21 protein-coding genes and 3 tRNA genes are annotated in these 22,534 nt (G+C 66.8%); 21 read left to right on the top strand and 3 right to left on the bottom strand.

Annotated elements, in window-relative coordinates:
• The first annotated feature begins 124 nt into the window (after window positions 1–124).
• The 8 genes from ppnN to ACUDTM_RS19545 all read left to right on the top strand — a co-directional run bounded on the left by ppnN (window position 125) and on the right by ACUDTM_RS19545 (window position 8,717).
• Window positions 125–1,513, top strand: coding sequence for a nucleotide 5'-monophosphate nucleosidase PpnN (ppnN, locus tag ACUDTM_RS19510; RefSeq protein WP_019659018.1), 1,389 nt, complete (start codon window positions 125–127; stop codon window positions 1,511–1,513).
• Between the two features lie 161 nt (window positions 1,514–1,674).
• A complete protein-coding gene (locus ACUDTM_RS19515; RefSeq protein ID WP_061478494.1) occupies window positions 1,675–2,190 on the top strand; it encodes a GspH/FimT family pseudopilin in 516 nt (171 codons plus the stop codon).
• Complete coding sequence (gene pilV / locus ACUDTM_RS19520) at window positions 2,187–2,660, top strand: type IV pilus modification protein PilV (protein WP_061478493.1); 474 nt, start codon at window positions 2,187–2,189, stop codon at window positions 2,658–2,660. The genes ACUDTM_RS19515 and pilV overlap by 4 nt, the downstream gene beginning before the upstream one ends.
• A 2-nt stretch (window positions 2,661–2,662) precedes the next feature.
• The gene (locus ACUDTM_RS19525; protein ID WP_061478492.1) at window positions 2,663–3,823 is read left to right on the top strand and encodes a PilW family protein; all 1,161 of its coding nucleotides are present in this window, start codon (window positions 2,663–2,665) and stop codon (window positions 3,821–3,823) included.
• A 2-nt stretch (window positions 3,824–3,825) separates the two neighbouring features.
• Window positions 3,826–4,341 (top strand): pilus assembly PilX family protein, encoded by a 516-nt coding sequence (locus ACUDTM_RS19530; protein WP_072166745.1) that lies wholly within the window; start codon window positions 3,826–3,828, stop codon window positions 4,339–4,341.
• A gap of 11 nt (window positions 4,342–4,352) precedes the next feature.
• Window positions 4,353–8,099, top strand: coding sequence for a pilus assembly protein (locus ACUDTM_RS19535; protein ID WP_072166744.1), 3,747 nt, complete (start codon window positions 4,353–4,355; stop codon window positions 8,097–8,099).
• A gap of 38 nt (window positions 8,100–8,137) precedes the next feature.
• On the top strand, window positions 8,138–8,560 hold the full coding sequence (locus tag ACUDTM_RS19540) for a type IV pilin protein (RefSeq protein ID WP_061478489.1): 423 nt from the start codon (window positions 8,138–8,140) through the stop codon (window positions 8,558–8,560).
• An 80-nt stretch (window positions 8,561–8,640) separates the two neighbouring features.
• Window positions 8,641–8,717 (top strand) — tRNA-Asn (locus tag ACUDTM_RS19545).
• Window positions 8,718–8,792: 75 nt separating this feature from the next.
• On the opposite strand, the gene ACUDTM_RS19550 is transcribed toward ACUDTM_RS19545, so the two are convergent.
• A complete protein-coding gene (locus ACUDTM_RS19550; protein WP_306341169.1) occupies window positions 8,793–9,365 on the bottom strand; it encodes a GspH/FimT family pseudopilin in 573 nt (190 codons plus the stop codon).
• A gap of 92 nt (window positions 9,366–9,457) precedes the next feature.
• Here ACUDTM_RS19550 and uvrB point away from each other — a divergent pair, with 92 nt between their 5' ends.
• The 3 genes from uvrB to ACUDTM_RS19565 all read left to right on the top strand — a co-directional run bounded on the left by uvrB (window position 9,458) and on the right by ACUDTM_RS19565 (window position 11,836).
• Complete coding sequence (gene uvrB, locus ACUDTM_RS19555; protein WP_072166743.1) at window positions 9,458–11,482, top strand: excinuclease ABC subunit UvrB; 2,025 nt, start codon at window positions 9,458–9,460, stop codon at window positions 11,480–11,482.
• 106 nt (window positions 11,483–11,588) lie between these two features.
• Window positions 11,589–11,663 (top strand) — tRNA-Val (locus tag ACUDTM_RS19560).
• A gap of 98 nt (window positions 11,664–11,761) precedes the next feature.
• Window positions 11,762–11,836: transfer RNA gene (locus ACUDTM_RS19565), tRNA-Val, on the top strand.
• Window positions 11,837–11,962: 126 nt separating this feature from the next.
• Here the strand turns inward: ACUDTM_RS19565 and ACUDTM_RS19570 are convergent.
• On the bottom strand, window positions 11,963–12,265 hold the full coding sequence (locus ACUDTM_RS19570) for a hypothetical protein (RefSeq protein WP_088497720.1): 303 nt from the start codon (window positions 12,263–12,265) through the stop codon (window positions 11,963–11,965).
• Between the two features lie 182 nt (window positions 12,266–12,447).
• Between ACUDTM_RS19570 and ACUDTM_RS19575 the strand changes: the two genes are divergently transcribed.
• A complete protein-coding gene (locus ACUDTM_RS19575) occupies window positions 12,448–12,588 on the top strand; it encodes a hypothetical protein (RefSeq protein WP_005415970.1) in 141 nt (46 codons plus the stop codon).
• Between the two features lie 96 nt (window positions 12,589–12,684).
• Here the strand turns inward: ACUDTM_RS19575 and ACUDTM_RS19580 are convergent, their stop codons facing one another.
• Window positions 12,685–12,969 carry a hypothetical protein gene (locus ACUDTM_RS19580; protein WP_111007592.1) on the bottom strand — a complete coding sequence of 95 codons (285 nt, stop codon included), beginning with the start codon at window positions 12,967–12,969 and terminating at the stop codon, window positions 12,685–12,687.
• Between the two features lie 175 nt (window positions 12,970–13,144).
• Between ACUDTM_RS19580 and ACUDTM_RS19585 the strand changes: the two genes are divergently transcribed.
• The 9 genes from ACUDTM_RS19585 to ACUDTM_RS19625 all read left to right on the top strand — a co-directional run.
• Window positions 13,145–13,816 carry a response regulator transcription factor gene (locus ACUDTM_RS19585; protein ID WP_049415866.1) on the top strand — a complete coding sequence of 224 codons (672 nt, stop codon included), beginning with the start codon at window positions 13,145–13,147 and terminating at the stop codon, window positions 13,814–13,816.
• A gap of 1 nt (window position 13,817) precedes the next feature.
• Window positions 13,818–15,161 (top strand): sensor histidine kinase, encoded by a 1,344-nt coding sequence (locus tag ACUDTM_RS19590; protein ID WP_072166740.1) that lies wholly within the window; start codon window positions 13,818–13,820, stop codon window positions 15,159–15,161.
• A gap of 59 nt (window positions 15,162–15,220) precedes the next feature.
• Window positions 15,221–17,620, top strand: coding sequence for a DNA internalization-related competence protein ComEC/Rec2 (locus ACUDTM_RS19595; protein ID WP_227837358.1), 2,400 nt, complete (start codon window positions 15,221–15,223; stop codon window positions 17,618–17,620).
• A 3-nt stretch (window positions 17,621–17,623) separates the two neighbouring features.
• The gene (locus ACUDTM_RS19600) at window positions 17,624–18,286 is read left to right on the top strand and encodes a MotA/TolQ/ExbB proton channel family protein (RefSeq protein ID WP_061478482.1); all 663 of its coding nucleotides are present in this window, start codon (window positions 17,624–17,626) and stop codon (window positions 18,284–18,286) included.
• Between the two features lie 3 nt (window positions 18,287–18,289).
• Window positions 18,290–18,712 carry an ExbD/TolR family protein gene (locus ACUDTM_RS19605; protein WP_005415977.1) on the top strand — a complete coding sequence of 141 codons (423 nt, stop codon included), beginning with the start codon at window positions 18,290–18,292 and terminating at the stop codon, window positions 18,710–18,712.
• Window positions 18,709–20,457: a lipid A export permease/ATP-binding protein MsbA gene (msbA, locus tag ACUDTM_RS19610; protein ID WP_445391458.1), complete on the top strand. Its 1,749-nt coding sequence runs from the start codon at window positions 18,709–18,711 to the stop codon at window positions 20,455–20,457. Before ACUDTM_RS19605 ends, msbA begins: the two co-directional genes overlap by 4 nt.
• Window positions 20,457–21,476 (top strand): tetraacyldisaccharide 4'-kinase, encoded by a 1,020-nt coding sequence (gene lpxK / locus ACUDTM_RS19615; protein WP_072166738.1) that lies wholly within the window; start codon window positions 20,457–20,459, stop codon window positions 21,474–21,476. The genes msbA and lpxK overlap by 1 nt, the downstream gene beginning before the upstream one ends.
• Before the next feature lie 75 nt (window positions 21,477–21,551).
• Window positions 21,552–22,325: a 3-deoxy-manno-octulosonate cytidylyltransferase gene (gene kdsB, locus ACUDTM_RS19620; protein WP_445391459.1), complete on the top strand. Its 774-nt coding sequence runs from the start codon at window positions 21,552–21,554 to the stop codon at window positions 22,323–22,325.
• The coding region (locus tag ACUDTM_RS19625; RefSeq protein ID WP_445391460.1) for an arsenate reductase/protein-tyrosine-phosphatase family protein at window positions 22,322–22,534 on the top strand (213 nt) is incomplete at its 3' end. The genes kdsB and ACUDTM_RS19625, both read left to right, overlap by 4 nt.

The raw sequence follows: 22,534 nt of genomic DNA on the forward strand, positions 1-22,534 counted from the left end.
CCGATGCGGTCCCGGAATGGCGGACGCGGGCGGCACACATCCAACGGTCGGGCTTCCCGGCCGTTTTGCTTTTTAAGGGGGCGGCAGTACAGTCGGAAACCTTGAAGGAAGCGAAAAATTGGATATGACCACGAACGAAAAATCGGCCCGTGCACTGCCGGTGCAGGATGCCCGGATCTACCCGCGCGGTGGGCTGGATGTGCTGTCGCGGGCCGAGGTGGCACGCCTGCGCGATGCCTCCGCCGGCGGCATGCATGAGCTGCTGCGCCGCTGCGCGCTGGCCGTGCTGACCAGCGGCAGCGCCTCGGACGATCCGCGCGCCGCGCGCGATCTCTACCCTGATTTCGACATCCAGGTAGCGCAGCAGGATCGCGGCGTGCGCATCGATCTGGTCAACGCACCGGCGATGGCCTTCGTCGACGGCGAGATCATCCGCGGTGTCGCCGAACTGCTGTTCGCCGTCGTGCGCGACCTGGCCTACATGGCCATCGAAATGGGCCCGGCCTACGCGGCCGAGCTGGAGTCATCCGAGGGCATCACCAACGCGGTGTTCGGCCTGCTGCGCAACGCGCGCATCCTCAATCCGGGTGATCCGAACCTGGTGGTGTGCTGGGGCGGACACTCGATCTCGCGCGACGAATACCTGTACACCAAGCAGGTGGGCTATGAACTGGGCCTGCGCGGCCTGGACATCTGCACCGGCTGTGGCCCGGGTGCGATGAAGGGCCCGATGAAGGGTGCCACCATCGCCCACGCCAAGCAGCGCCGTACCGTGACGCGTTACATCGGCCTGACCGAGCCGGGCATCATCGCCGCCGAGTCGCCGAACCCGATCGTCAACCACCTGGTGATCATGCCGGACATCGAGAAGCGCCTTGAGGCCTTCGTCCGCATCGGCCACGGCATCATCGTGTTCGCCGGTGGCGTCGGTACCGCCGAAGAGATCCTGTACCTGCTCGGCATCCTGCTGCGCGAGGAGAACAAGGACCTGCCGTTCCCGCTGATCCTGACCGGCCCGACGGTAGCGGCACCGTACTTCGAGCAGATTGATCGCTTCATCCGCCTGACCCTGGGCGATGCGGCTGCCGAGCGCTACGAGATCATCATCGGCGACCCGGTGGCGGTTGCGAAGAAGATGGCCACTGGCATCAAGCGCGTGCGCGAGCACCGCCTGGCGCAGAAGGACTCGTTCTTCTTCAACTGGTCGATCGAGATTCCGTGGGAGTACCAGCAGCCGTTCGTACCCACCCACGAAGCGATGGCGGCGTTGGACCTGCACCACGGGCGTGCCCCGCACGCGCTGGCGGCCGACCTGCGCCGCGCGTTCTCGGGCATCGTCGCCGGCAACGTGAAGGAAGACGGCATGCGCCGCATCGAGCAGTTCGGGCCGTTCCAGATTCACGGCGACCCGGACATGATGCAGGCGCTGGATGCGCTGCTGCGCGCTTTCGTCGAACAGCGCCGGATGAAGATCTCCGGCGAGTACCAGCCCTGCTACCAGGTGCTGGCCTGAACCCGGGCCGGCGCGATGGGGATCGCGCCGGCACTGGCAGGGAAGGGCGGGTCGTCAAGCCTTTGACGCCCGTCGCCCCGGATTGACCGTTCATCCTGCCGCCGCTTGCCGGTGGCGGGGCGATGGCCCATCGTGGCCACCAACACGCTGGGGAGCGTCCAATGTCTTTGCGCCGGCAAAACGGCTTCACGCTGGTTGAACTGATGATCACCATCGCCGTGGTGGCGATCCTGGCTGCGATCGCCTTTCCAAGTTTCCAGAGCACGATCCGTTCGAGCCGGGTGAGCTCGACCAACAACGAGGTCCTGGGCCTGCTCAGTCTTGCCCGCAGCGAGGCGATCCGCAGCAACCGCGGTGGCGGCGTCTGTGGAAGCAGCGACGGTGCCAGCTGTGATGGTGGCTGGTCGGGCGGCATGCTGGCCTTTGCCGATGCCAATGGCGACGGTGCGCTGTCGGCAGGTGAAACCGTCCTGCGCTTCGTCAGTGGCAATCCCAAGCTGAAGATCACTGGGCCGGCCACGGAGATCGCCTTTGACGGGCGCGGCCGTCGCCGCGCCAGCGCCGAGCAGGATGTACGGCTGGAGCCGGACGTCTGCAGCAAGGGCGCACTGCACAAGCGCACACTGACGGTGAACGCCTCCGGGCAGATCCGCAGCACCAAGGAAGCCTGTCCATGACCACCCGTACCTTCCGTGCGCGCCAGGCCGGGGGCTTCACCCTGCTTGAAGTACTGATCGCCATCATCGTGTTGGCGTTCGGCCTGCTGGGTTTTGCTCTCTTGCAGACCATGAACGTCCGATTCGTGCAGAGCGCCAATTATCGAACCCAGGCCACCAACCTTGCGTACGACCTGACCGAGCAGATGCGCAGCAACCGCTTCCAGGCGGCCTGGTACACCGGCGCGTCGTTCGCGGCAGGCAGCAAGACCGCCGCCACCGCGTGCACCAGCGATACCGGCGACGTCTCCATTGAAAAGAAGATCGCGCGCTGGCAATGCCAGGTGGTGAAGGCGCTGGGCGACGATGCAGGCGCCAATGTCACCTTCAATGGCGGCGTGGTCAATGTGGCGATCACCTGGGGCGACCAGCGCTGGGATCCGGATGACCCGGACAAGGCCACCACCTTTGCATTGGCTACGGAGCTGTGAGCATGCGCCTGAACCGACGTGCCACCATGGCCGGCCTGTCGCTGGTGGAACTGATGATCGCCCTGGTAATCAGCCTGGTGCTGATGCTGGGGGTGGTGCAGGTCTTCATGGCCTCGCAGGCTGCCTCGCGACTGTCCGAGGGGGCCTCGCGCGTGCAGGAGAACGCCCGTTTCGCGCTGGATTTCCTTGAGCGAGACATCCGCATGGCCGGGCACATGGGCTGCGTGAACGACCAGGCCCACGTGGTGAAGAACCAAGGCGATCCGGTATCGCATCTGGGTGCATCCTCGGGCGATGGCAGCCCGCTTGATTTCAGCGTTTCCATCCAGGGCTTCGATGCACCGGGAACCGCGCCGGGCGGGAGGCTCGCACTCGGGGCGACATGGTCCGCACCGTCAGCGTTGCCGGCAGCGATCACCCGGCTCAGCCCTGCGCCGGCAGGCGGAAGCGATGTGCTGGTACTGCGCTACCTGGCCCCTGAGGGGGTGCCGGTGACCGGCATTTCGTCCAGCGGCGGCAATGCGCTACTGGACATGGACAGCACCCGGGTGGCCAGGCTCACCTCGGGGGGCGTGGCGGCACCGACCTTGTTCGGCATCGCCGACTGTGCCCATGCGGACATCTTCGCCGGTACGTTGAGTGCGGCACGTGTGACCGCGCCCTCGCTGGACCTGTCGCGCTATGCCGCGCAGCCGACCGGGCAGACGATGCTCTATCGCGCCGAGTCGATGGTCTATTACGTCGGCATCAATCCGGAGACCGGTCAGCCGGGCCTGCGTCGTGCGCGCGCCAACAGCGCTGGCGCCTATGCGGTCAATGAAGAACTTGTGGAAGGCATCGAAAGCCTGCAGCTGCTGTATGGCCTGGACAGTACCGCCAACATCAGCCTGGGCACGCCGCCGGCCGGCAACATCACCCGCCTGGCCGCCGCGACTGGCGTCAGCAGCAACGCTAACGCTGCCGGTGCCGCGCAGTGGCTGCGGGTGGGGCAGGTGCAGGTGGGGCTGCTGGCACGCAGCCCGACGCCGTCGTCTTCGAGCACGCCGGCCAACCCGCTGTCGGTACTCGGCGTTGGCTTTGCCAGCAGTGACAAGCCTGACGGCCGCTACCGCTCCAGCTATGAAGTCTCGATTGCACTGCGCAATCGCCTGTTCGGGAACTGATCATGACGACCTTCTCACGTTCGTTCAGGCCCGCCTCCGCTCGCACCCAGCGCGGCGCCGTGCTCTATGTCGCGTTGATCATGCTCATCCTGCTGGCGCTGCTCGGCATTGCGGGCATGCAGGTGGCCGGCATGCAGGAGAAGATGGCAGCGAACTACCGCGCCGCCAACCGGGCCTTCCAGAACTCGGAGGGCGTGGTGCGTGCGGCCGAACGCTCGGTGGAGAAAATCGCCAACCGTCAGGATGTGGGGAACGACAGCCTGGTGCAGTCCAGCACTCTGTCGCGGGTCTGCGATGACGGCTTCGATCCGGCCATCTGGGCCGAAAGCCGCCGCAACCAGACGCGTCCTGCGGTCAATGTCCGCCAGATTGACAGCTGTGTGATGGGCGAATCGTCGCTCGACATGGGCCGTCCGCTGGAAGACGTCACGCCGATCTACCAGATCACCGGCTTCGCGACCGACGATGCCGATGCGAGCTCGTCGTCGGTGGTCATCGATACCGTATTCAAACTCTGAGGACGCAGGCCATGGCTTCGCGCAAATTCCGTTTCATGGCCGCAGGCGGCGCCGCACTGGCGCTCGGGGGCGGCTATGTCATCTACAGCCTGATGGCGGCCCAGGCCCAGGGCACGCTGGCGCAGGCGCCGCTGAACATCCAGGTGCAGACGCCGCCGGCCTTCCTGATGGCGCTGGATGATTCCGGCTCGATGCTGTGGGAAACATTGAACAACACGCGCGATGGCGTGTACCGCTGGGATGGCAGTGGCTTCTACAACCAGGGTGCCGTCAACGGCTACGATGGGTCTGGGCAGCGCTACCTGTACGTCTTCCCCAGCTATGGACGCGACGACCAGGCGGCCATCCCGCCGCTCGACAGCTTCGGTTTCGCCCGATCACCGGACGTCAACCCGTCCTACTACGACCCGCGTGAGATCTATCCTGGCTGGAAGACCGGCTTGTCCGATACAGCCCTTGCCAACTATCTGGACATCAGGGCGTCCAGCGCGCCGCTGGACCCGCGTCCGGGCAATGCACCGAACAAGATCGCTGGCGCGCTGGACCTGACTGTGGACTCGCTGCTGACCAGCATGGACACCGGCGGGCGGACCGGCGCGAACTGGCGCTTCCGCTTCCGTTCCGGCATGACGCTGCCGGTCGGAACCCGTATTGAGCGTGGGCGATGCAACCTGAGCGGGGGGGCTGTCCGGCAGGAAGGCTCGTTCGACAACGTGACGCGCCAGACTACCATCAGCAGCTCAAGCTGCGATGCTGCCGTCGGCTTCTATCCGGCTACGTTCTTCCTGGCAGATCCGTCTACGCTGCCGGCGGAATATGGGTACACCGCGGCTCCTGTTGCCGTTGCAAATCCTCCGGGCGGCCGGCCGGGTACGTTGTACAAGTACGAAATCAAGCTTGCGAACTTCGGCAACAATCAAGCGAAGTACAACGCTGCCATGCAGAGCTTCGCCAACTGGTTCAGCCTGTACCGGACGCGACGCGAAGCGCTGATCGGTGCGGCTACGAATGCGCTGTACGACACGACTAATCTGCGCGTGGGCTGGTTCCGTATCAATGGCCGCCGCGCGGTGACCATGTTCAACATGACCAACGAGCCGGAGAAGCAGCAGCTGCTCAGCCAGATCATCGGCGAAATGCGTGCCAGCAGCAGTACGCCCAATCGTTCCGCCGCACAGTACCTTGGCGAACAATTCCAGCGCACGGATCAGAACGCGCCGGTGCTCCTGTCATGCCAGAAGAATGCGGGCATGCTGTTCACCGATGGCTATATCAATGAGTCCGGCAACACGACGCTGATGAAGGATCTCGTAGCGCCGTACTACAACAGTTCTCTCGTGCCGGGCAAGGAGACCAATTCCGTGCCGGTGCCGGCCGAGTGCAAGGGGCCGAATCCAAATCCGTCGCTGGATTGCAAGACCCACCTGCACATGAATTTCTACGGCGTGACGCTGGGCACGCAGGGCAAGGAGTTCGGCGTCCGGTACCTGCCGGATCCACTGCGCCCGTGGGTGCTCAGCCCGGACCCGTACGTCGTCAAGCCCAACTTCCCGACGACGACGCAGGACCTCAAGCCCGAGGCCGTTGATGAGCTGTGGAACGCGGTCTATGACACCCGTGGCGAAATGGTCAACGCCACGCGCCCGGCCGAAATCACCGCAGCCATGCGCCGTATCATCAGCAACGTCGCCCAGGGCGCCACGCCGTCCGGCTCGCGTTCGCTGACCGGCGCACGCATCGGCGTCGGCTCGTTGTCGGTGGAGCCGTTCTACGAGGCCACCAACAACGGCACCGACTGGTACAGCAAGTTGCGCGCCTTCAAGCTGAGCGTCGAGCCGTCCACCCGCAAGATCGTTTCGGAAGAGGCCTGGGAAGCATCTGCGAAGATGCCGGCGCCTGCATCACGCCGCATCCGGTTCTGGCGCAACGGCGCGCTGGAAGACTTCACCGGCAGCAATGTCAGCCTGGCCAATCTGTGCACCAAGTCGTCGACGCTGTATCCGGGCATCCTGATCTGCAGCGCGTCCGAGCTGGCTGGCCTAGCCACCGATTCCGCCACGGCCGTGGCCTACCTGCGTGGTGAAACCTCCAGCGAGAAGCGCAACGGCGGCAAGCTGCGTGATCGCAGCACGGTACTTGGCGACATCATCACCTCCACCCCGGTGCTGAGTTCGCCTCTGGATGACTATGGGTTTGGCCGCCTTCCGGGCACGATGGGCAGCAGTTACGCCGCCTACATGACCACCAAGCGCAATGGTCGCCGCTACATGGTCTACGCCGGCGCCAACGACGGCATGTTGCATGCCTTCGATGGTGGCATGGGCGCCGACGGCCAGATGGACGCCGACGGTGGCAAGGAGCGGTTCGCCTACATTCCCTCGACCGCGTTGGGCCACATGGGCAACCTGTTGCTGCCTAACGACCCCACCAACCAGAACGCCCAGCGTTTCCAGCACCGTTACTACGTCGATGGCCCGGTGACGATCAGCGACACCTACGGCAGCAACGGGTGGACCACGTCACTGGTGGGCACGGCCGGTGCCGGCGGCCGCAGTGTGTTCGCGCTGAATGTGTCCGATCCGGGCAACTTCGGCGCCACCGGCTCCCTGCTGTGGGAGATCAGTGACCTCGACGCTTCGCTTGACGATGCTGTGCGCGCCAACATCGGCCATGTGCTGGGCAAGCCGGTGATCGTGCCGGTGAAGAACGCCGACGGTTCGGTGGGCTTCAAGGCGATCTTCGGTAACGGCTACGAGAGTAGGAGTGGCAAGGCGGTACTGTTCGTGGTTGACATGGTGGCAGGCCGCACGCCGACCATCCGCATGATCGAGGCGATCGAGTCGGGTACCAACCTGCCGTCGGGCAGCAACGGGCTGGGCAACATCGTGGTGGTTGATCGCTGGGGTGGAACCGGGCAGAACGCGCGGGTGCGCGATGGCCTGGCCGATACGGTCTATGGCGCCGACAAGCGTGGCGTTATCTGGAAGTTCGACCTGCGCGGGACTACCGCGCCAACCGTACCGTTGTTCACCACCAATACCCATGTCGATCCCGCCGACCGCCGGACCTACCGCCAGCCGATCACCGGTGGCATGACGGTGACCACCGGGCCGTCCGGTGGCGTGATGCTGATCTTCGGCACCGGCAGCTTCTCCTACTACGGTGACGAGAACGATACGGCGGTGCAGGCGTTGTACGGTATCAACGACACCGCAGCGGGCCAGCCGACGACGACGCTGACCTCGGCAAACCTGAGCTCGTATACGGCCGAGATTGGTTCCGGCGTGCGGACATTGCGTGGCGGGACCGTGCCTACGGTCAGCCGCGGCTGGACCGTGGTGCTGGCCAACAAGGAGCGTGCGGTCGGTAATCCGAGGATCGTGTCCGGCGTGGTGTTCTTCCCGACCTATATTCCGTCCGACGCTCAGGGTTGCTCGGTGGACGGTGCGAACTGGCTGCTCGGCCTGCAGGCCAGCACCGGCCAGGCCGCGATGTCGCAGGTGCGCTTCGGAGCCCCCGACGGCCGATCGCCGGGGGCGGGTACGGCCGGCGTTGCTCTCAACACGGGCGGCAACGCGCCGGTGAGGGACGTGACGACGTCGGTGGTGCCGCGCTTGGCGCCGCCGGACAGCACTCCCGGCAATCCGCCGCCGCAGCCGCCCGGTGAGGCGTGCCTGATGCAGATCTCGGTGGCCGGTGCTGATCCGATGTACCTGCCATACCCCTGTGGCCGCCAGTCCTGGAGGCAGATCCAGTGACCGGCGTCCATCCTTCCCCGGCAGCAGGAGCCCGTGCAATGCGCCAATCTTTCGCGGCGGGTCGCCTGGCCCGCGGTTTCACCCTGATCGAGCTGATGATCGTGGTGGCGGTCGTGGCAATCCTCGCCGCGATCGCCTACCCGAACTACAGCGAACATGTGCGCAAGTCGCGACGGGCCCAGGCTAAGGCCGACCTGGTCGAATACGCACAGTTGGCCGAGCGCTTCCACACGGTCAACAACACCTATGTCGGTTTCAAGTTCCCGGGCAACGCCGATTCGATCAACTCCCCGCGCGAGGGCGGCACGGCGGCCTACACTCTGTCCATGCAGACCGCGCAGTCGACATTCACCTTCACCGCCACCGCGGTCAACGCGCAGGCGAAGGACAAGTGTGGAAACCTGACGCTCAACCAGGCCAACGTGAAGACCGCCAAGACGACGCTGTCCGAGTGCTGGTGACACTGCCGCAAACAGAGAATGCAAGCATGTGAACGGGAGTGTTGCACTCCCTGTTCGACGTGATTACAATGCGCGTCCCCGCCCGAATAGCTCAGCCGGTTAGAGCACTTGACTGTTAATCAGGGGGTCGTTGGTTCGAGTCCAACTTCGGGCGCCAGACGTTACACATCAAAGGCTTGCGGACTTTCGCAGGTCTTTTTTGTTGCCTGCTTGAGAGCGCAGGGGCGTCGTTTCAACAGGCTTGTCCAGTCCGCGTGGTGGACGAACGCATCCGCCCACTGTTGCTGACAATGATCCGCGCGTGCTCGCGCCCCCTCACGCAGACGCGCAGCGTCAGGTTGCTGCCGGGGCTGCGGCCATCCGGCTGGAAATAGAGTTGCGGTCGCCCGCTGTTGCTGGCGGCATTGATCGTGACGTCCGGACGGCCGCCCTGATGCAGGACAATGGCATCGGCCGTGGATGGGGGCTGCCATGCGCCTGCGGCCCGGTAGGCAATCCAGCCCTGGCTCCAGTCGTCCCCGCAGCGCTGGCCGTCCGCGCTGGCGCAGAGGCCGATCAGTTCGCGACGCATGATGGCCTGGGTGCGTGCCGTTGCCAGGGCGGCCTGCAGGCTGAACCGGGTGGCTTCCGCGCGCTGGTGCAGCAGCAGCGCCTGCAGCGAGGGCCAGCCGGCGGCCAGCAGCACGGCCAGTACCGCCGTGACGACCAGGATTTCGATCAGGTGCATGCCGCGCGACGCGGCGCAACCGGAAGAGCGGTGAGTGCGCATGCATCCAGCCTCCGCGCCCGGCTGTGCGGCCGCCATCGGGAATCCCCGTAGCGGTCTGCCCGGCAACCCCTCAGCCGGCCGTCACTCCTCGCCCCGTATACTCACCCTTCCCGGGAACTGGCAACACCATGAGCGACAGTTTTGAACTTGTCTCGCCGTATTCGCCGGCGGGCGACCAGCCCAACGCCATCGCGAAGCTGACCAGCAACTTCGAGGCCGGCATCGCCAAGCAGACCCTGCTGGGCGTGACCGGCTCGGGCAAGACCTACACCATCGCCAACGTCATCCAGAACATTCAGAAGCCGACGCTGATCATGGCGCCGAACAAGACGCTGGCGGCGCAGCTGTATGGCGAATTCAAGGCGTTCTTCCCGCACAACGCGGTGGAGTATTTCGTCAGCTATTACGACTACTACCAGCCCGAAGCCTACGTGCCGTCGTCGGACACCTTCATCGAGAAGGACAGTTCGATCAACGAACACATCGAGCAGATGCGGCTGGCCGCGACCAAGACCCTGCTGTCGCGCCCGGACGCGATCGTGGTGGCCACGGTGTCCGCGATCTATGGCCTGGGTGCGCCGGAAGACTACCTTTCACTGCGCCTGATCCTGTCCAAGGGCGAGCGCATCGACCAGCGCGACCTGATCAACCACCTGACCCAGCTGCAGTACACGCGCAATGAGTACGAGCTGCAGCGCGGTACCTTCCGCGTGCGCGGCGAAGTGATCGACGTGTTCCCGGCCGAGTCGGACAGCGAAGCACTGCGCCTTGAACTGTTCGATGGCGAGGTCGAGAAGATCACCCTGTTCGATCCGCTCACCGGCGAGACGCTGCGCAACATGCAGCGCTTCACGGTCTACCCGAAGACCCACTATGCGACCACGCGCGAGCGCGTGCTGGCGGCGATCGAGACGATCAAGGTAGAGCTGAAGGAGCGGCTGGAGCAGCTCTACGCGCAGAACAAGCTGGTGGAGGCGCAGCGCCTGGCGCAGCGCACGCAGTTCGACCTGGAAATGATGGCCGAGGTCGGTTACTGCAACGGCATCGAGAACTACTCCCGGCACCTGACCGGCAAGAATGCCGGCGAGCCGCCACCGACCCTGTTCGACTACCTGCCGCCGGATGCGCTGCTGGTGATCGACGAATCGCATGTGACCATTCCGCAGATCGGCGCCATGTTCAAGGGTGACCGCTCGCGCAAGGAAACCCTGGTTGAGTTCGGTTTCCGCCTGCCGTCGGCGCTGGACAACCGCCCGCTGCGCTTCGAGGAATGGGAGGAGCGGTGCCCGCGCAGCATCTACGTGTCGGCCACGCCCGGGCCCTATGAACTGCGTGAAGCCGGTGACGAGATCACCGAACTGGTGGTGCGCCCGACTGGCCTGATCGACCCGGTGGTGGAGATCCGGCCGGTCGGCACCCAGGTCGACGACCTGATGAGCGAGGCCAACGCGCGCATCAAGGCGGGCGACCGCGTGCTGGTCACCACGCTGACCAAGCGCATGGCTGAAAACCTCACCGAGTACCTCACCGAACACGGTATCCGCGTGCGCTACCTGCACTCGGACGTGGATACGGTCGAGCGCGTGGAGATCATCCGCGACCTGCGCCTGGGCAAGTTCGACGTGCTGGTCGGCATCAACCTGCTGCGCGAGGGCCTGGACATGCCCGAGGTATCGCTGGTGGCGATCCTCGATGCCGACAAGGAAGGCTTCCTGCGCTCCACCGGCTCGCTGATCCAGACCATCGGCCGCGCCGCACGCAACGTGCGCGGCAAGGCGATCCTGTACGCCGACAAGATCACCCGCTCGATGCAGGCGGCGATCGATGAGACCGACCGGCGCCGTGCCAAGCAGGTCGAGTACAACGAAGAACATGGCATCGTGCCGCGCTCGGTGGCGCGCCCGATCGTCGATGTCCTTGAAGGCGCGCGTTCGGATGCCGCCGAGAAGGAAGCCAAGAAGGGTAAGGGCAAGGGCCGGGCGGGTGTGGCCGAAGAAGCGGCCGACTATCGTTCGCTGTCTCCGGCGCAGCTGGCGACCCGTCTCAAGGCGCTGGAACAGCAGATGTACCAGCACGCCAAGGACCTGGAATTCGAGGATGCCGCACGGGTGCGTGACCAGATCCGGCAGCTGAAGGAAGCCAGCCTGGGCTGAACGTGGCAGTGCAGCATCATCTTCACAAAAGTATTGCGCTTCACGGCCCGCATCCGTAATATACGCGGCCTGCACCGACGCAATCGCAGAAATGCAGAAGCAAAACGGGCGGTTAGCTCAGCGGTAGAGCACTACCTTGACATGGTAGGGGTCACAGGTTCGAACCCTGTACCGCCCACCACGAAACCCTCGGAAGAGGGTTGTCGTGAACTGCAAAGCCCGGCCCTGGCGCCGGGTTTTTACGTAGCAAGGCCAGCCTTCGGGCGGCAAGAACAAGATGGGCGGTTAGCTCAGCGGTAGAGCACTACCTTGACATGGTAGGGGTCACAGGTTCGAACCCTGTACCGCCCACCACCTGCTCCCGGCGTTGCCGGTGAAGCGGTGGAAACGATGAAAGCCGGCCCCGGGGCCGGCTTTTTTCGTTCCGGCGAGCCTGGCGTTCCCGCGAAGCTGCATCCGTGCCGGTTCATTGGCATGAAATCAGTGGGTAATGCTGATCGAACGCTGGATGCGCCACTGGCCGTCGACGCGTTCCCACAGCTGCGCCACACGTACCGGGGCCCGTGCCGGATGAGGGCTGGCGCCAGTGTCGTCTGGCGATTGCTGGCTGCCCAGCCGCAGCACGCGGTCCTGGCGCAGGTGATAGAGCTGAAGGGGCTGCGCTTCATGCATGGCCTGCCGATTCTCGGTGCGCAGGATCTGGCTGCGCAGGGCATCCTCGGTGGGCCCGCAGCCGTCGCCGAACAGGCTGGAGAACAGCAGGATCAGGGCAAGCATCGGCATGGCACGGTGCTCCAGCGGGAAAGTGCGTGCAGGCTGGCAGGGTCGGCCGGGCATCGCAGCCGGCCTGCGACGAAGGCGGGAATTGGGCCGCCAAAGGCAGGCAGATGGCGATGAATCCGGGCCGCGCAGGCGTAGACTCGGCGCTGCTGCGCAAACGCGCCATTACTGCAAGGAGCTGCCGCATGAGTGATCACGTCCCGGTGTCCAGGCCCAATCCGCTCCTGGAACGCCTGTTCGGCGGCAACATGCTGGAAGGCACGTTCAAGGCAGTGATCTGGGTCGCAATCCTGAGCGCGCTGCTGGCGTGGACCACGCTGCGCTGAATGACGCTGCCGCGCCAGGCCTGCCGGGTGGCGGGTCCTGCTGACCCGATCACTCCCGCTGCCGCCGGTGCGGCGGCAGTGCCTGTGCGGGTGCTGTCAGGCGCTGAAGGCCTGGCGCAGGCTGCGCAGGGTGGCCTGGCGATGTTCCCTGGCCGTTGGCTCGCCCATTTCCAGCTCCTGCAGGCGCAGTCCGACCAGAGTCATCGACAACGCATAGCCGCGTGCCGCGTCGGCAACGCGTGACAGGCTCACTGCACGGCGGGCCAGTGCATTCACATGTTCAAGGTCGGGCATCAGTCCCAGATAGGCGCGTTCTGCGCTGTCCAGGTCCGGTGCACGCAGGATCGCGTGGGCTTCTGCGGTGGGGGAGACGGAGGCCATGGGGGTCCTTGTCAGGGGCAGCGACAGCATCGTTCGGCCACATTGCGGGTGATGGCTGCGCATGCTGAAGGGGCAACATTGTCAGAACATTGCGCCTGCAACCGCTGGCATGCATGGGCGCAAAACCATGCCCCAGGCACTATGATCGGCAGCGTTTCCGGTTGACGAGTCCCTGATGCGCATCCTCCTGGTCGAAGACGATCCTGATCTGTCCCGCGCCCTGCAATCGGGCCTGGAGCGGCAGGGCGTGGTCGCCGACGTGGTCGGCAGCCTGGCCGAGGCCGCGCTCGCGTTGCGCGAACCGGTGCACCAGCTGCTGCTGCTCGATCGACAGTTGCCCGATGGCGATGGTGCTGGATTCGTCGCGTCGGCGCGTGCGCTGCGGCCGAACCTGGCGGTGATCATGCTCACCGCCAAGGGGACGCTGTCGGACAAGGTCGAAGGCCTGGACGTCGGCGCCGATGACTATCTGGTCAAGCCGGTGGCGATCGAGGAACTGATGGCACGCATCCGCGCGGTATCGCGCAGGCCTTCGGCGATGGTGACGCCGAGCCTGCGGCTGGGGCGGCTCGAGTTCGATTTCGAATCGCTGCAGGCACAGGTGGAGGGCCAGCCCCTGGCATTGCCACGTCGGCAGGTGCTGGTGCTGCAGGCGTTGGCGATGCGGCAGGGCCGCACGGTGACCCGCAGTGCCCTGGAGGCTGCAGTGTACGGGTTCGATGATGAGATCCAGTCCAATGCGCTCGATGCGCATATCTCCAAGCTGCGCAAAGCGCTGCAGCAGGCCGGGGCGGGGGTGGAGATCCACGTGATCCGCGGCGTCGGCTACCTGCTGGCGGAGGCCTGAGATGGCCCGTCCGATCCGTTCGATCACCCTTGGCCTGGCTTGGCGCCTGTTCCTGGCACAGGCCTTCACCGTACTGTTCGCGGTGGTCGCGTTGATCCTGACCTGGGGTGACAAGGACTCCTGGGGCATGGACATGTTCGTTGCCGAGGCGGTGGCCAAGGCGGTGCACAGCGAAGGCGGCCGCCTGGTGCTGGACCAGGCGCGCTGGGACAAGCTCGATGCCAACGCCGGGGGAAATCTCTGGTTCGCCGCGGTGGATGACAAGGGCATGTGGCTGGAGCGCGGCACCATCCCAGCGATCCACGCGCCGATGCTGGCGCGGCTGCCGACCGTGGGCGCCACGGAACTGGGCTCGCTGGTGCCCCCTTACCTGGACGTGGCGCGGGTGATGATCCGCAACGAGGACGGGCGCCGCATCACCGTGATGGTCGGTGGCGCGCCCAAGGGCGGGCTGCTGGATGGCGCGCTGATGGTGCTGCGCCTGATCGGCCTGTGGTTCTTCCTGCCACTGATCGTGGTCACCCTGCTGGTGATGCCGACTGTGATCCACCGTGCCATGCGCGGTGTGCGCCGTTCTGCGCAGCAGGCCAAGGAACTGGACATCGGCCAGCCCGGTGCTCGGCTGGATGCGCGGCTGGTCTCCACGGAAGTGGCGCCGCTGGTGGAAGCGTTCAACGATGCCATCGACAAGGTGCAGCAGGGCTACGCCGCGCGCGACAAGTTCCTCGCCGACGCGGCGCACGAGCTGCGCGTGCCGATCGCCGTGGTGCAGGCGCGCCTGGCGCAGCTGCCACAGGGTGAGTTGAAATCGCAGTTGCTGACCGACGTGGCGCGGCTGGGCAATGTTGCCGAGCACCTGCTCGATCTGCAGCGCCTTGACCGCAATGTCGGCGCATTGCAGCAGCTGGACCTGGCGCTGCTGGTGCGTGAGGCCGCCGCGGACCTGGCGCCGTTGGTGGTCGGCGCCGGCTATGGATTCGAAGTGGACGCGCCGGAATCGCCGGTGTGGATCCACGGCGACAGTCTGGCGCTGGGGCGGGTGATTGCCAACCTGGTGCACAACGCGATCGTGCATGGTGGTGGCCGTGGCACCATCTGCGTGCGGTTGGATGCGCGCGGCTTGCTGGAGGTCAGCGATCAGGGCGCGGGCATTCCAGTGGGCGACCGCGAGGCGATCTTCGAGCCGTTCCATCGCCTGCGCGCGGCGGGCAGCGGCAGTGGCCTGGGCCTGCACCTGGTGAAGGAGATCGTGCAGCACCACGGTGGCTCGGTCAGTGTCGGTGAGGCTGCGGGAGGCGGCGCAAGCTTCCGGGTCAATTTCCATCGCGGCAGCGTCCGGCGCTGACGCGTTTGCGGGGCAAGTCCCGATAGGCAACCTGCCGCCGGTAGCGGCAGGCTGGACCCATGGCCGTCGAGCGTTCCCCTTCTCCCTTGCTGGGCAGTGGCGCCGCTGCGGCGCTGACACTGGGGGCGCTGGCCTGCGTGCAGCTGCCACAGCTGCCGCCGCTGTGGGGCTGCATGGTGATGATCGTGCTTGGCATGGCGGGGTGGGGCCTGCGTTGGCGGGGGCGCCTGCCCGCGGTCGTGCTGCTGGGCGCCGGATGGACGGCGATGCACGGGCACTGGGCAATGCAGGAACAGCTACCGCCAGGCCAGCCAGCACGGGATGTGGTGGTCAGTGGACGGGTCATCGATCTGCCGGACCATGGAGCCGCGCACACCCGCTTCCTGCTGCAGGTCAGCGAAAGCAGCGAACTGCCATCGCTGCGCGGCAAGCGCCTGCAGGTCACGTGGAACGATGCCTGGCGTGCCGCTGATGGCACCGACGCCGGGCGTGGGCGCCATCAGGTCCTGGCCGGCGCGCAGTGGCATCTGGCCCTGCGCGTGCGTGCGCCGCGTTCGCGGATCAATCCCGGTGGTTTCGACGGTGAACGCCATGCGCTGCTGCGCGGCGTGTCCGGCAACGGCACGGTGCGGGCGCCGGCTAGCGCGCGTGAGCTTCAGGCCGCGCATGGCCTGCCGGCATGGCGTGAACGCACCAGCGCCGCCATCGCCGCGCAGGTGGCCCATCCAGCTGCGCGCTTCGTGCAGGCGCTTGCCCTGGGCGATACGCGTGGCCTGTCCGACGCCGATTGGGATCAGTTGCGGGCGCTGGGCCTGACCCATCTGGTGGCCATTTCCGGGTTCCATGTCGGGGTGGTGGCGGGACTGGGGGCGTTGCTGTGCCGAGGGCTGTGGTGGCTGTGTCCGCTGCTGGCCCGGCATTGGCCACGCCCCCAGGCGGCGGCCTGCGCTGCCGCCCTGTCCGCAGCGGGCTATGCGGTGCTGGCCGGCGGTGAATTGCCGACCGTGCGCACCGCACTGATGATCGGGCTGGTGGCGCTGGCGCGTAGCGGGCGGCGCCCACTGGGTCTCGTGCAGGGGCTTGCCCTGGCGGCGCTGGCGCTGCTGCTGCCGGCGCCCCTGTCAGTGCTGTCCGCGGGCTTCTGGCTCAGCTTCGGCGGCGTCCTGTGGCTGGTCTGGTGCCTGCCGCAGGGACGTCCGCGTGGGGTGGTCGCCAACCTGCGCGGGTTCCTGGCCGCACAGGGGGTGGCCAGCGTCGGCCTGTTGCCGCTGGGCATCGCTTTGTTCGGTGGCACCGCCTGGCTGGGGCCGCTGGTGAACCTGCCGGTCATCCCGTGGTGGACATTGCTGGTGGTGCCCTTGTCGCTGCTGGGCACCGCCCTGCAGGTGCTGCATGACGGCGCCGGGTGCTGGGCGTGGCGTGCAGCGGCGTGGTTGTTCGAAACCAGCTGGCAGGCCCTGCAGCCACTGGCGGCGCATCCACAGGCGATGTGGTGGTTGGCCGAGGCACCGGCCTGGGCAGTGCCGGCGGCGCTGCTGGGCGTGTTCTGGTGGCTGCTGCCACGTGGTGCCGGGGGCGGGCTGGCTGGCCTCCTGCTGTGCCTGCCGCTGCTGTGGCCATTGCGCGAGCGGCCGGCCGAGGGGGAGCTGGAACTGCTGGTACACGACGTCGGGCAGGGCACGGCGGTGTTGCTGCGCACCGCGCGGCATGCGCTCTGGTACGACGTGGGACCGCCGATCGGGGGTGAGGGCAGTGAGCGGGTCCTGGTTCCGTCATTGCGCGCGCTGGGGCAGGCACGGCCCGACCGCGTGCTGATCAGTCACGACGATCTCGATCATGCCGGCAACCTGCCGAGCCTGCGCCTTCAGTTGCCGGAGCTGCCCCTGTTGGCGCCGCCGGGCAGCGCGATCGCCGGGGCCGGGCGCTGCCAGCGCGGCCTGCGCTGGCGCTGGGACGGCGTCGACTTCCAGGTGCTGCACCCCGATGCCGGCAGCCAGCGGGCTGGAAACGAGGACAGCTGCGTGCTGCGCGTGGCCAGCGCGCATGGTGGGGTCCTGTTGCCCGGGGACATCGGCCGCCCGGCCGAACAGGCGCTGCTGCGGGCGTCTCCGGCGGCGCTGAAGGCGGATGTGGTGCTGGTGCCGCACCATGGCAGCGGCGGCAGCTCCAGCGCGCCCTGGGTGGCGGCGGTGTCAGCCCGGCTGGCGCTGGTTTCGGCAGGGCACCAGAACCGCTTCGGCCACCCGCGCCGGGACGTGGTCCGGCGCTGGCAGGCGCAGGGAGCCGAGGTGGTGTCCACTGCGGAGTCCGGGGCGATCCGCGTATGGCTTGGCGCACAAGGGCTGCAGCTGCGTGAACAGCGTATCCATGCATCCCGGTGGTGGGATGCCGCTGGGCGGGCGCGGTCGGCTGTTATCCTATCGCCGATCAAACAAGCGGCCGTTGGGCCGGAGGGTTGAAACGTGTGGGAACTGGTCAAGGCCGGTGGCTGGCCGATGGTGCCGCTGCTGCTGTTGGGCGTACTGGCTTTGGCGATCATCCTGGAGCGTTTCTGGTCCCTGCGGCGGACTGAAGTGCTGCCGCCCGGCCTCGGCCAGGAAGTGCGCAACTGGGCCGCACGCGGCAAGCTTGACCCGGCGCACCTGCAGACCCTGCGTGCCAACTCGCCGCTGGGGGCATTGCTGGCGGCCGCGCTGGAAGCCCGCAATCGTCCGCGCGACCAGATCCGCGAGCGCATCGAGGACACCGGCCGCCACCTGGTGCACCGCATGGAACGTTTCCTCAACGCGCTGGGCACCATTGCCTCGGCCGGCCCGCTGCTGGGCCTGCTGGGCACCGTGATCGGCATGATCCAGATGTTCCTGGGCATCCTCGACCATGGGGTGGGCGACGTGAACCAGCTGGCCGGCGGTATCGGCAAGGCGCTGGTGTGCACCGCCACGGGCATGATCGTGGCCATTCCGGCACTGATGTTCCATCGCTACTTCAAGGGCCGCATCCACGGCTACGTGGTGGAAATGGAGCAGGAAGCCAGTGCCCTGCTGGACACGCTCGACGGTCGCCCCGGGGTGATGAACCCGGTCGCGCCGGCGCGACCGGCCAACGCCGCTGCGGCGAAGGCCTGATCGATGCGTATCGGCAATGACCGCTCCCAGGATGAACCGCATATCGATCTGGTCCCGCTGATCGACGTCATCCTGGTGCTGATCATCTTCTTCGTGGTCACCACCACTTTCGATGCGCGCTCGACGCTGCAGGTGCAGCTGCCTACCGCCAGCCAGCAGCCCAACAACGAGCCGCCGCGTTCGCTCAGCGTGCTGATCAACGCCGAAGGCCGTTATTTCATCAATGACCAGGAAGTGCTGCGCAGCGACGTCGAGTCGGTCAAGCAGACCATCGCGTCCGTGGCCGGCAGTGACCGCAGCCAGCCCGTGCTGCTGCGCGCCGACGCACGCACTCCCTACCAGGCCGTGGTGACCGCGCAGGACGCGCTCGGTCAACTCGGTTTCCGTCGTATCGCCATTGCAACTGCGCCAGAGGTGCGTCCATGAGTTCCCATCACGCGCCGGTGTGGCCGATCTACAAACGTCTGCTGGGCTACACCCGCACCTACTGGGTGTTCATGGTGGGCGCGGTCATCGCCATGGTGGTCGAGGCCCTGGCCGGCTACCACTTCACCAAGCTGATGGAGCCGCTGGTCAACGAAGGTTTCGTCGACCCGCAGCCGCGCGCGGCCGTGGTGCTGCCGCTCACCATCCTCGGACTGTTCCTGATGCGCAGCGTGGCCACCTGGGTCAGTGACTACACGCTGGCCAAGACCGGCCGCAGCGTGGTCCGCGACCTGCGTGAGCAGGTGCTGCAGAAGTACCTGCACCTGCCGTCGTCGCACTTCGATACCGAAGCGACGCCGGTGATGGTCAGCCGCCTGAACTTCGATACCGAGCAGGTCACCCAGGCCAGCGCCGACGCGCTGAAGACCGTGGTGGCCGATACCCTCACCATCGTCGCGATGCTGGCGGTGATGCTGCAGATGAGTGTCAAGGTCACGCTGGCGATGCTGCTGGTGGTGCCGCTGATCGGTGGCATCGTGTCCTACGTGGGCAAGCGCTACCGCCGCATCAGCCGTGGCATCCAGGACGGCATGGGCACCATGGCGCAGACTGCCGAGCAGTCGCTGGCCGCGCAGCAGGAAGTGAAGGTGCACGGCACCCAGCAACATGAGATCTCGCGCTACTCGCGCCTGGCCAACCGCATGCTGGCGCTGAACATGAAGGTCGAGGTCACCCGCGCCGCCGCCTCCAGCGTGGTGCAGTTCCTGGCCGCACTGGCGCTGGCGGTGATCGTCTGGGTGTCGACCCGCGAAGCCCTGGCCGGCCGGCTCAATGCCGGCCAGTTCATGGGCCTGATGACATCGATGATGGCCATCATTCCATCGCTGCGCCGCCTGACCAGCGTACAAACCTCGATTTCGCGCGGTGTGTCCGCTGCCGAGCGCCTGTTCGGCATCCTCGACATGCCAGTGGAGCGCGACCAGGGGCAGCGACGCGTGCAGCGCGTGCGGGGCGAACTGGCGTTCGACCACGTCATGCTGCGTTACCGCGAGGACAGCGGCATCGCCCTGGACGACATCAGCTTCGCTGCCAGGCCAGGCACGGTGACGGCCATTGTCGGCCGTTCCGGCAGTGGCAAGACCAGCCTGATCCGGCTGGTGCCACGCTTCTACGAGCCCAGCGGCGGTGTCATCACCCTCGACGGCGTGGCACTGGACGACTACCCGCTGGCCGACCTGCGCCGGCAGGTGGCAATGGTCGGGCAGAAGGTCATGCTGTTCGATGACACCATCGCTGCCAACATCGCCTATGGCATGGAAGCGACCGACGAGCAGATCCGCGCGGCGGCCGAAGCCGCCAACGCGTGGGAGTTCATCGCACGCATGCCGCAGCAGCTGCAGACGCCGGTGGGCGAGAACGGCGCGCTGCTGTCCGGTGGCCAGCGCCAGCGCCTGGCCATTGCCCGCGCGATCCTGCGCGACGCCCCGATCCTGATCCTCGACGAAGCCACTGCGGCGCTGGACAACGAATCCGAGCGCCTGGTGCAGGACGCGCTGCAGCGCCTGATGCCCGAACGCACCACGCTGGTCATTGCGCACCGGCTGTCGACCATCGAGCATGCCGACCAGGTACTGGTCATGGATCATGGCCGCATCGTTGAACGCGGCACGCACAAGGAGCTGCTCGAACTGGGCGGTCTGTACCAGCATCTGCACAGCATGCAGTTCCGCGAAAGGCAGGACTGATGGCCGGCAAGGGCACCCAGACCCCGCCGTACTGGTATGACGGCACCCCGGTTCCGTGGGCGATGCGCCTGCTGGCGCCGCTGTACGCAGGTGTCACCGCGCTGCGCCGGCGCGCCTATCGCCGTGGCTGGCGCAAGCGCCATTCGCTGCCGGTGCCGGTCATCGTGGTCGGCAATATCACGGCTGGCGGTACCGGCAAGACGCCGCTGACCATTGCGCTGGTCGAACGCCTGCGTGCGGCCGGCTGGAAGCCGGGCGTGGCCAGCCGCGGCTATGGTCGCGAAGACGCCGACAAGCCGCTGTGGGTGCAGGCCGATACGCCAACCGCGAAGGGCGGTGACGAACCGGTGCTGATCGCCTGGAAGACCGGCGTACCGGTGCGCGTGGACAGTGATCGGGTTGCTGCGGGCAAGGCGCTGATCGAGGCCGGCTGCGATGTGATCGTCTGCGACGACGGTTTGCAGCACTACCGGCTGGCGCGCGACATCGAGATCGAAGTGGTCGATGCCCAGCGTCGCTATGGCAATGGCCGGATGATTCCGGCCGGGCCGTTGCGCGAGCCGGTCAGCCGCGCCAGCGAGTGCGATTTCCGCGTGGTCAACCTCGGCCAGGCCGATGAGGAGACTGCGGCGCAGGCCTGTGGCTTCGGCCAGTGGCCAATGGCCCTGCACATCGACAGTGCGCAGCCGCTGGCCGGTGGCCGCGCGCGCCCGCTGGCGTACTTCAAGGGCCAGCGCGTGCACGCGGTGGCCGGCATCGCCCATCCACAGCGCTTCTTCGACATGCTGCGCGCGCGCGGGATCGGCGTGGTGCCGCATGCATTCGCCGACCACCAGGCCTACCAGCCGCAGGACTTGTCCTTCGGCAGCCAGCTGCCGGTACTGATGACCGAAAAGGATGCGGTGAAATGCCGGGCGTTCGGCAACGACTGGCACTACGCGGTTCCGCTGCGCGCCGAGTTGCCCGCCGCGTTCTGGGTGGCGCTGACCGATCGCCTGGACAAGCTGCGACCGAACTGAGCGGCGCCGCGGCGCTTGCATTCACGCGCCGCTGGCCGCATTCCCGTTGTAACGAGCCTGCCGAGAACCGCCCGCATGACCGAATTCGTCGTCGCCATTCCGGCCCGCTTTGCCGCCTCGCGGCTGCCGGGCAAGCCGTTGCGCCCGCTGGGCGGTGAGCCGCTGGTGCTGCATGTGGCGCGCCGCGCGCTGCAGGCCGGTGCCCGCGAGGTCTGGGTGGCGACCGACGACCCACGCATTTCCGATGCACTGTCCGGGTTGGCCGAGGTGAAGGTGGCGATGACCGCGACCACGCATGCCTCGGGCACCGATCGCCTGGCCGAGTGCGCACGCATTGCCGGCTGGGCCGATGACACGGTGGTGGTCAACCTGCAGGGCGACGAACCGTTCGCGCCGGCGACCGGCATTCGCGCGGTGGCAGATGCGTTGGTCGCTGGCACTGCGCCGATGTCGACTCTCGCCACGACCGTCGAGGACGCGCACACCCTGTTCGACGCGAACGTCGTGAAGCTGGTGCGCAACGTGCGCAACGAGGCGATGTACTTCAGCCGCGCGCCGATCGCCTGGCACCGCGACGGCTTCGCACGCAGCCGCGACACGCTGCCGGACGGCCACCACTGGCTGCGCCACATCGGCATCTATGGCTATCGCGCCGGCTTCCTGCAGCAGTTCGCGGCGATGCCGCCGGGCCAGCTGGAGCAGGTCGAATCGCTGGAGCAGCTGCGCGTGCTGGAAGCGGGCTACCCGATCAGCGTGGCGATCTCGCCCGAGCCGTTCCCGCCGGGCATCGATACGCCCGAGGACCTGGAGCGCGCCGAGGGGCTGCTGCAGGCGATGGCCGCGCGATGAGGCTGCTGGTCGTCTGCCTCGGCAACATCTGCCGTTCGCCGATGGCCGAAGGGGCGCTGCGCGCACGCCTGGATGCCTCGCCGCTGGCCGGGCGGGTGCAGGTCGATTCGGCCGGTACGGGCGACTGGCACGTGGGCGAGCCGCCGGACCGCCGCGCGATCGCCTGCGCGGCCGGACACGGCGTGGACATTGGCGGCCTGCGCGCACGG

The sequence above is a fragment of the Stenotrophomonas maltophilia group sp. vghtpe118 genome (assembly GCF_052605195.1).

Bases quoted from the DNA above. Each gene is read 5' to 3' on its own strand.
- ACUDTM_RS19525 (WP_061478492.1), top strand. From the start codon at position 2,663: ATGCGCCTGAACCGACGTGCCACCATGGCCGGCCTGTCGCTGGTGGAA.
- msbA (WP_445391458.1), top strand. From the start codon at position 18,709: ATGAGTTCCCATCACGCGCCGGTGTGGCCGATCTACAAACGTCTGCTG.
- ACUDTM_RS19605 (WP_005415977.1), top strand. From the start codon at position 18,290: ATGCGTATCGGCAATGACCGCTCCCAGGATGAACCGCATATCGATCTG.
- ACUDTM_RS19570 (WP_088497720.1), bottom strand. From the start codon at position 12,265: ATGCCGATGCTTGCCCTGATCCTGCTGTTCTCCAGCCTGTTCGGCGAC.
- ACUDTM_RS19550 (WP_306341169.1), bottom strand. From the start codon at position 9,365: ATGGCGGCCGCACAGCCGGGCGCGGAGGCTGGATGCATGCGCACTCAC.
- ACUDTM_RS19580 (WP_111007592.1), bottom strand. From the start codon at position 12,969: ATGGCCTCCGTCTCCCCCACCGCAGAAGCCCACGCGATCCTGCGTGCA.
- pilV (WP_061478493.1), top strand. From the start codon at position 2,187: ATGACCACCCGTACCTTCCGTGCGCGCCAGGCCGGGGGCTTCACCCTG.
- ppnN (WP_019659018.1), top strand. From the start codon at position 125: ATGACCACGAACGAAAAATCGGCCCGTGCACTGCCGGTGCAGGATGCC.
- ACUDTM_RS19575 (WP_005415970.1), top strand. From the start codon at position 12,448: ATGAGTGATCACGTCCCGGTGTCCAGGCCCAATCCGCTCCTGGAACGC.
- uvrB (WP_072166743.1), top strand. From the start codon at position 9,458: ATGAGCGACAGTTTTGAACTTGTCTCGCCGTATTCGCCGGCGGGCGAC.
- kdsB (WP_445391459.1), top strand. From the start codon at position 21,552: ATGACCGAATTCGTCGTCGCCATTCCGGCCCGCTTTGCCGCCTCGCGG.
- ACUDTM_RS19515 (WP_061478494.1), top strand. From the start codon at position 1,675: ATGTCTTTGCGCCGGCAAAACGGCTTCACGCTGGTTGAACTGATGATC.
- ACUDTM_RS19535 (WP_072166744.1), top strand. From the start codon at position 4,353: ATGGCTTCGCGCAAATTCCGTTTCATGGCCGCAGGCGGCGCCGCACTG.
- ACUDTM_RS19540 (WP_061478489.1), top strand. From the start codon at position 8,138: ATGCGCCAATCTTTCGCGGCGGGTCGCCTGGCCCGCGGTTTCACCCTG.
- lpxK (WP_072166738.1), top strand. From the start codon at position 20,457: ATGGCCGGCAAGGGCACCCAGACCCCGCCGTACTGGTATGACGGCACC.
- ACUDTM_RS19530 (WP_072166745.1), top strand. From the start codon at position 3,826: ATGACGACCTTCTCACGTTCGTTCAGGCCCGCCTCCGCTCGCACCCAG.
- ACUDTM_RS19590 (WP_072166740.1), top strand. From the start codon at position 13,818: ATGGCCCGTCCGATCCGTTCGATCACCCTTGGCCTGGCTTGGCGCCTG.
- ACUDTM_RS19595 (WP_227837358.1), top strand. From the start codon at position 15,221: ATGGCCGTCGAGCGTTCCCCTTCTCCCTTGCTGGGCAGTGGCGCCGCT.
- ACUDTM_RS19585 (WP_049415866.1), top strand. From the start codon at position 13,145: ATGCGCATCCTCCTGGTCGAAGACGATCCTGATCTGTCCCGCGCCCTG.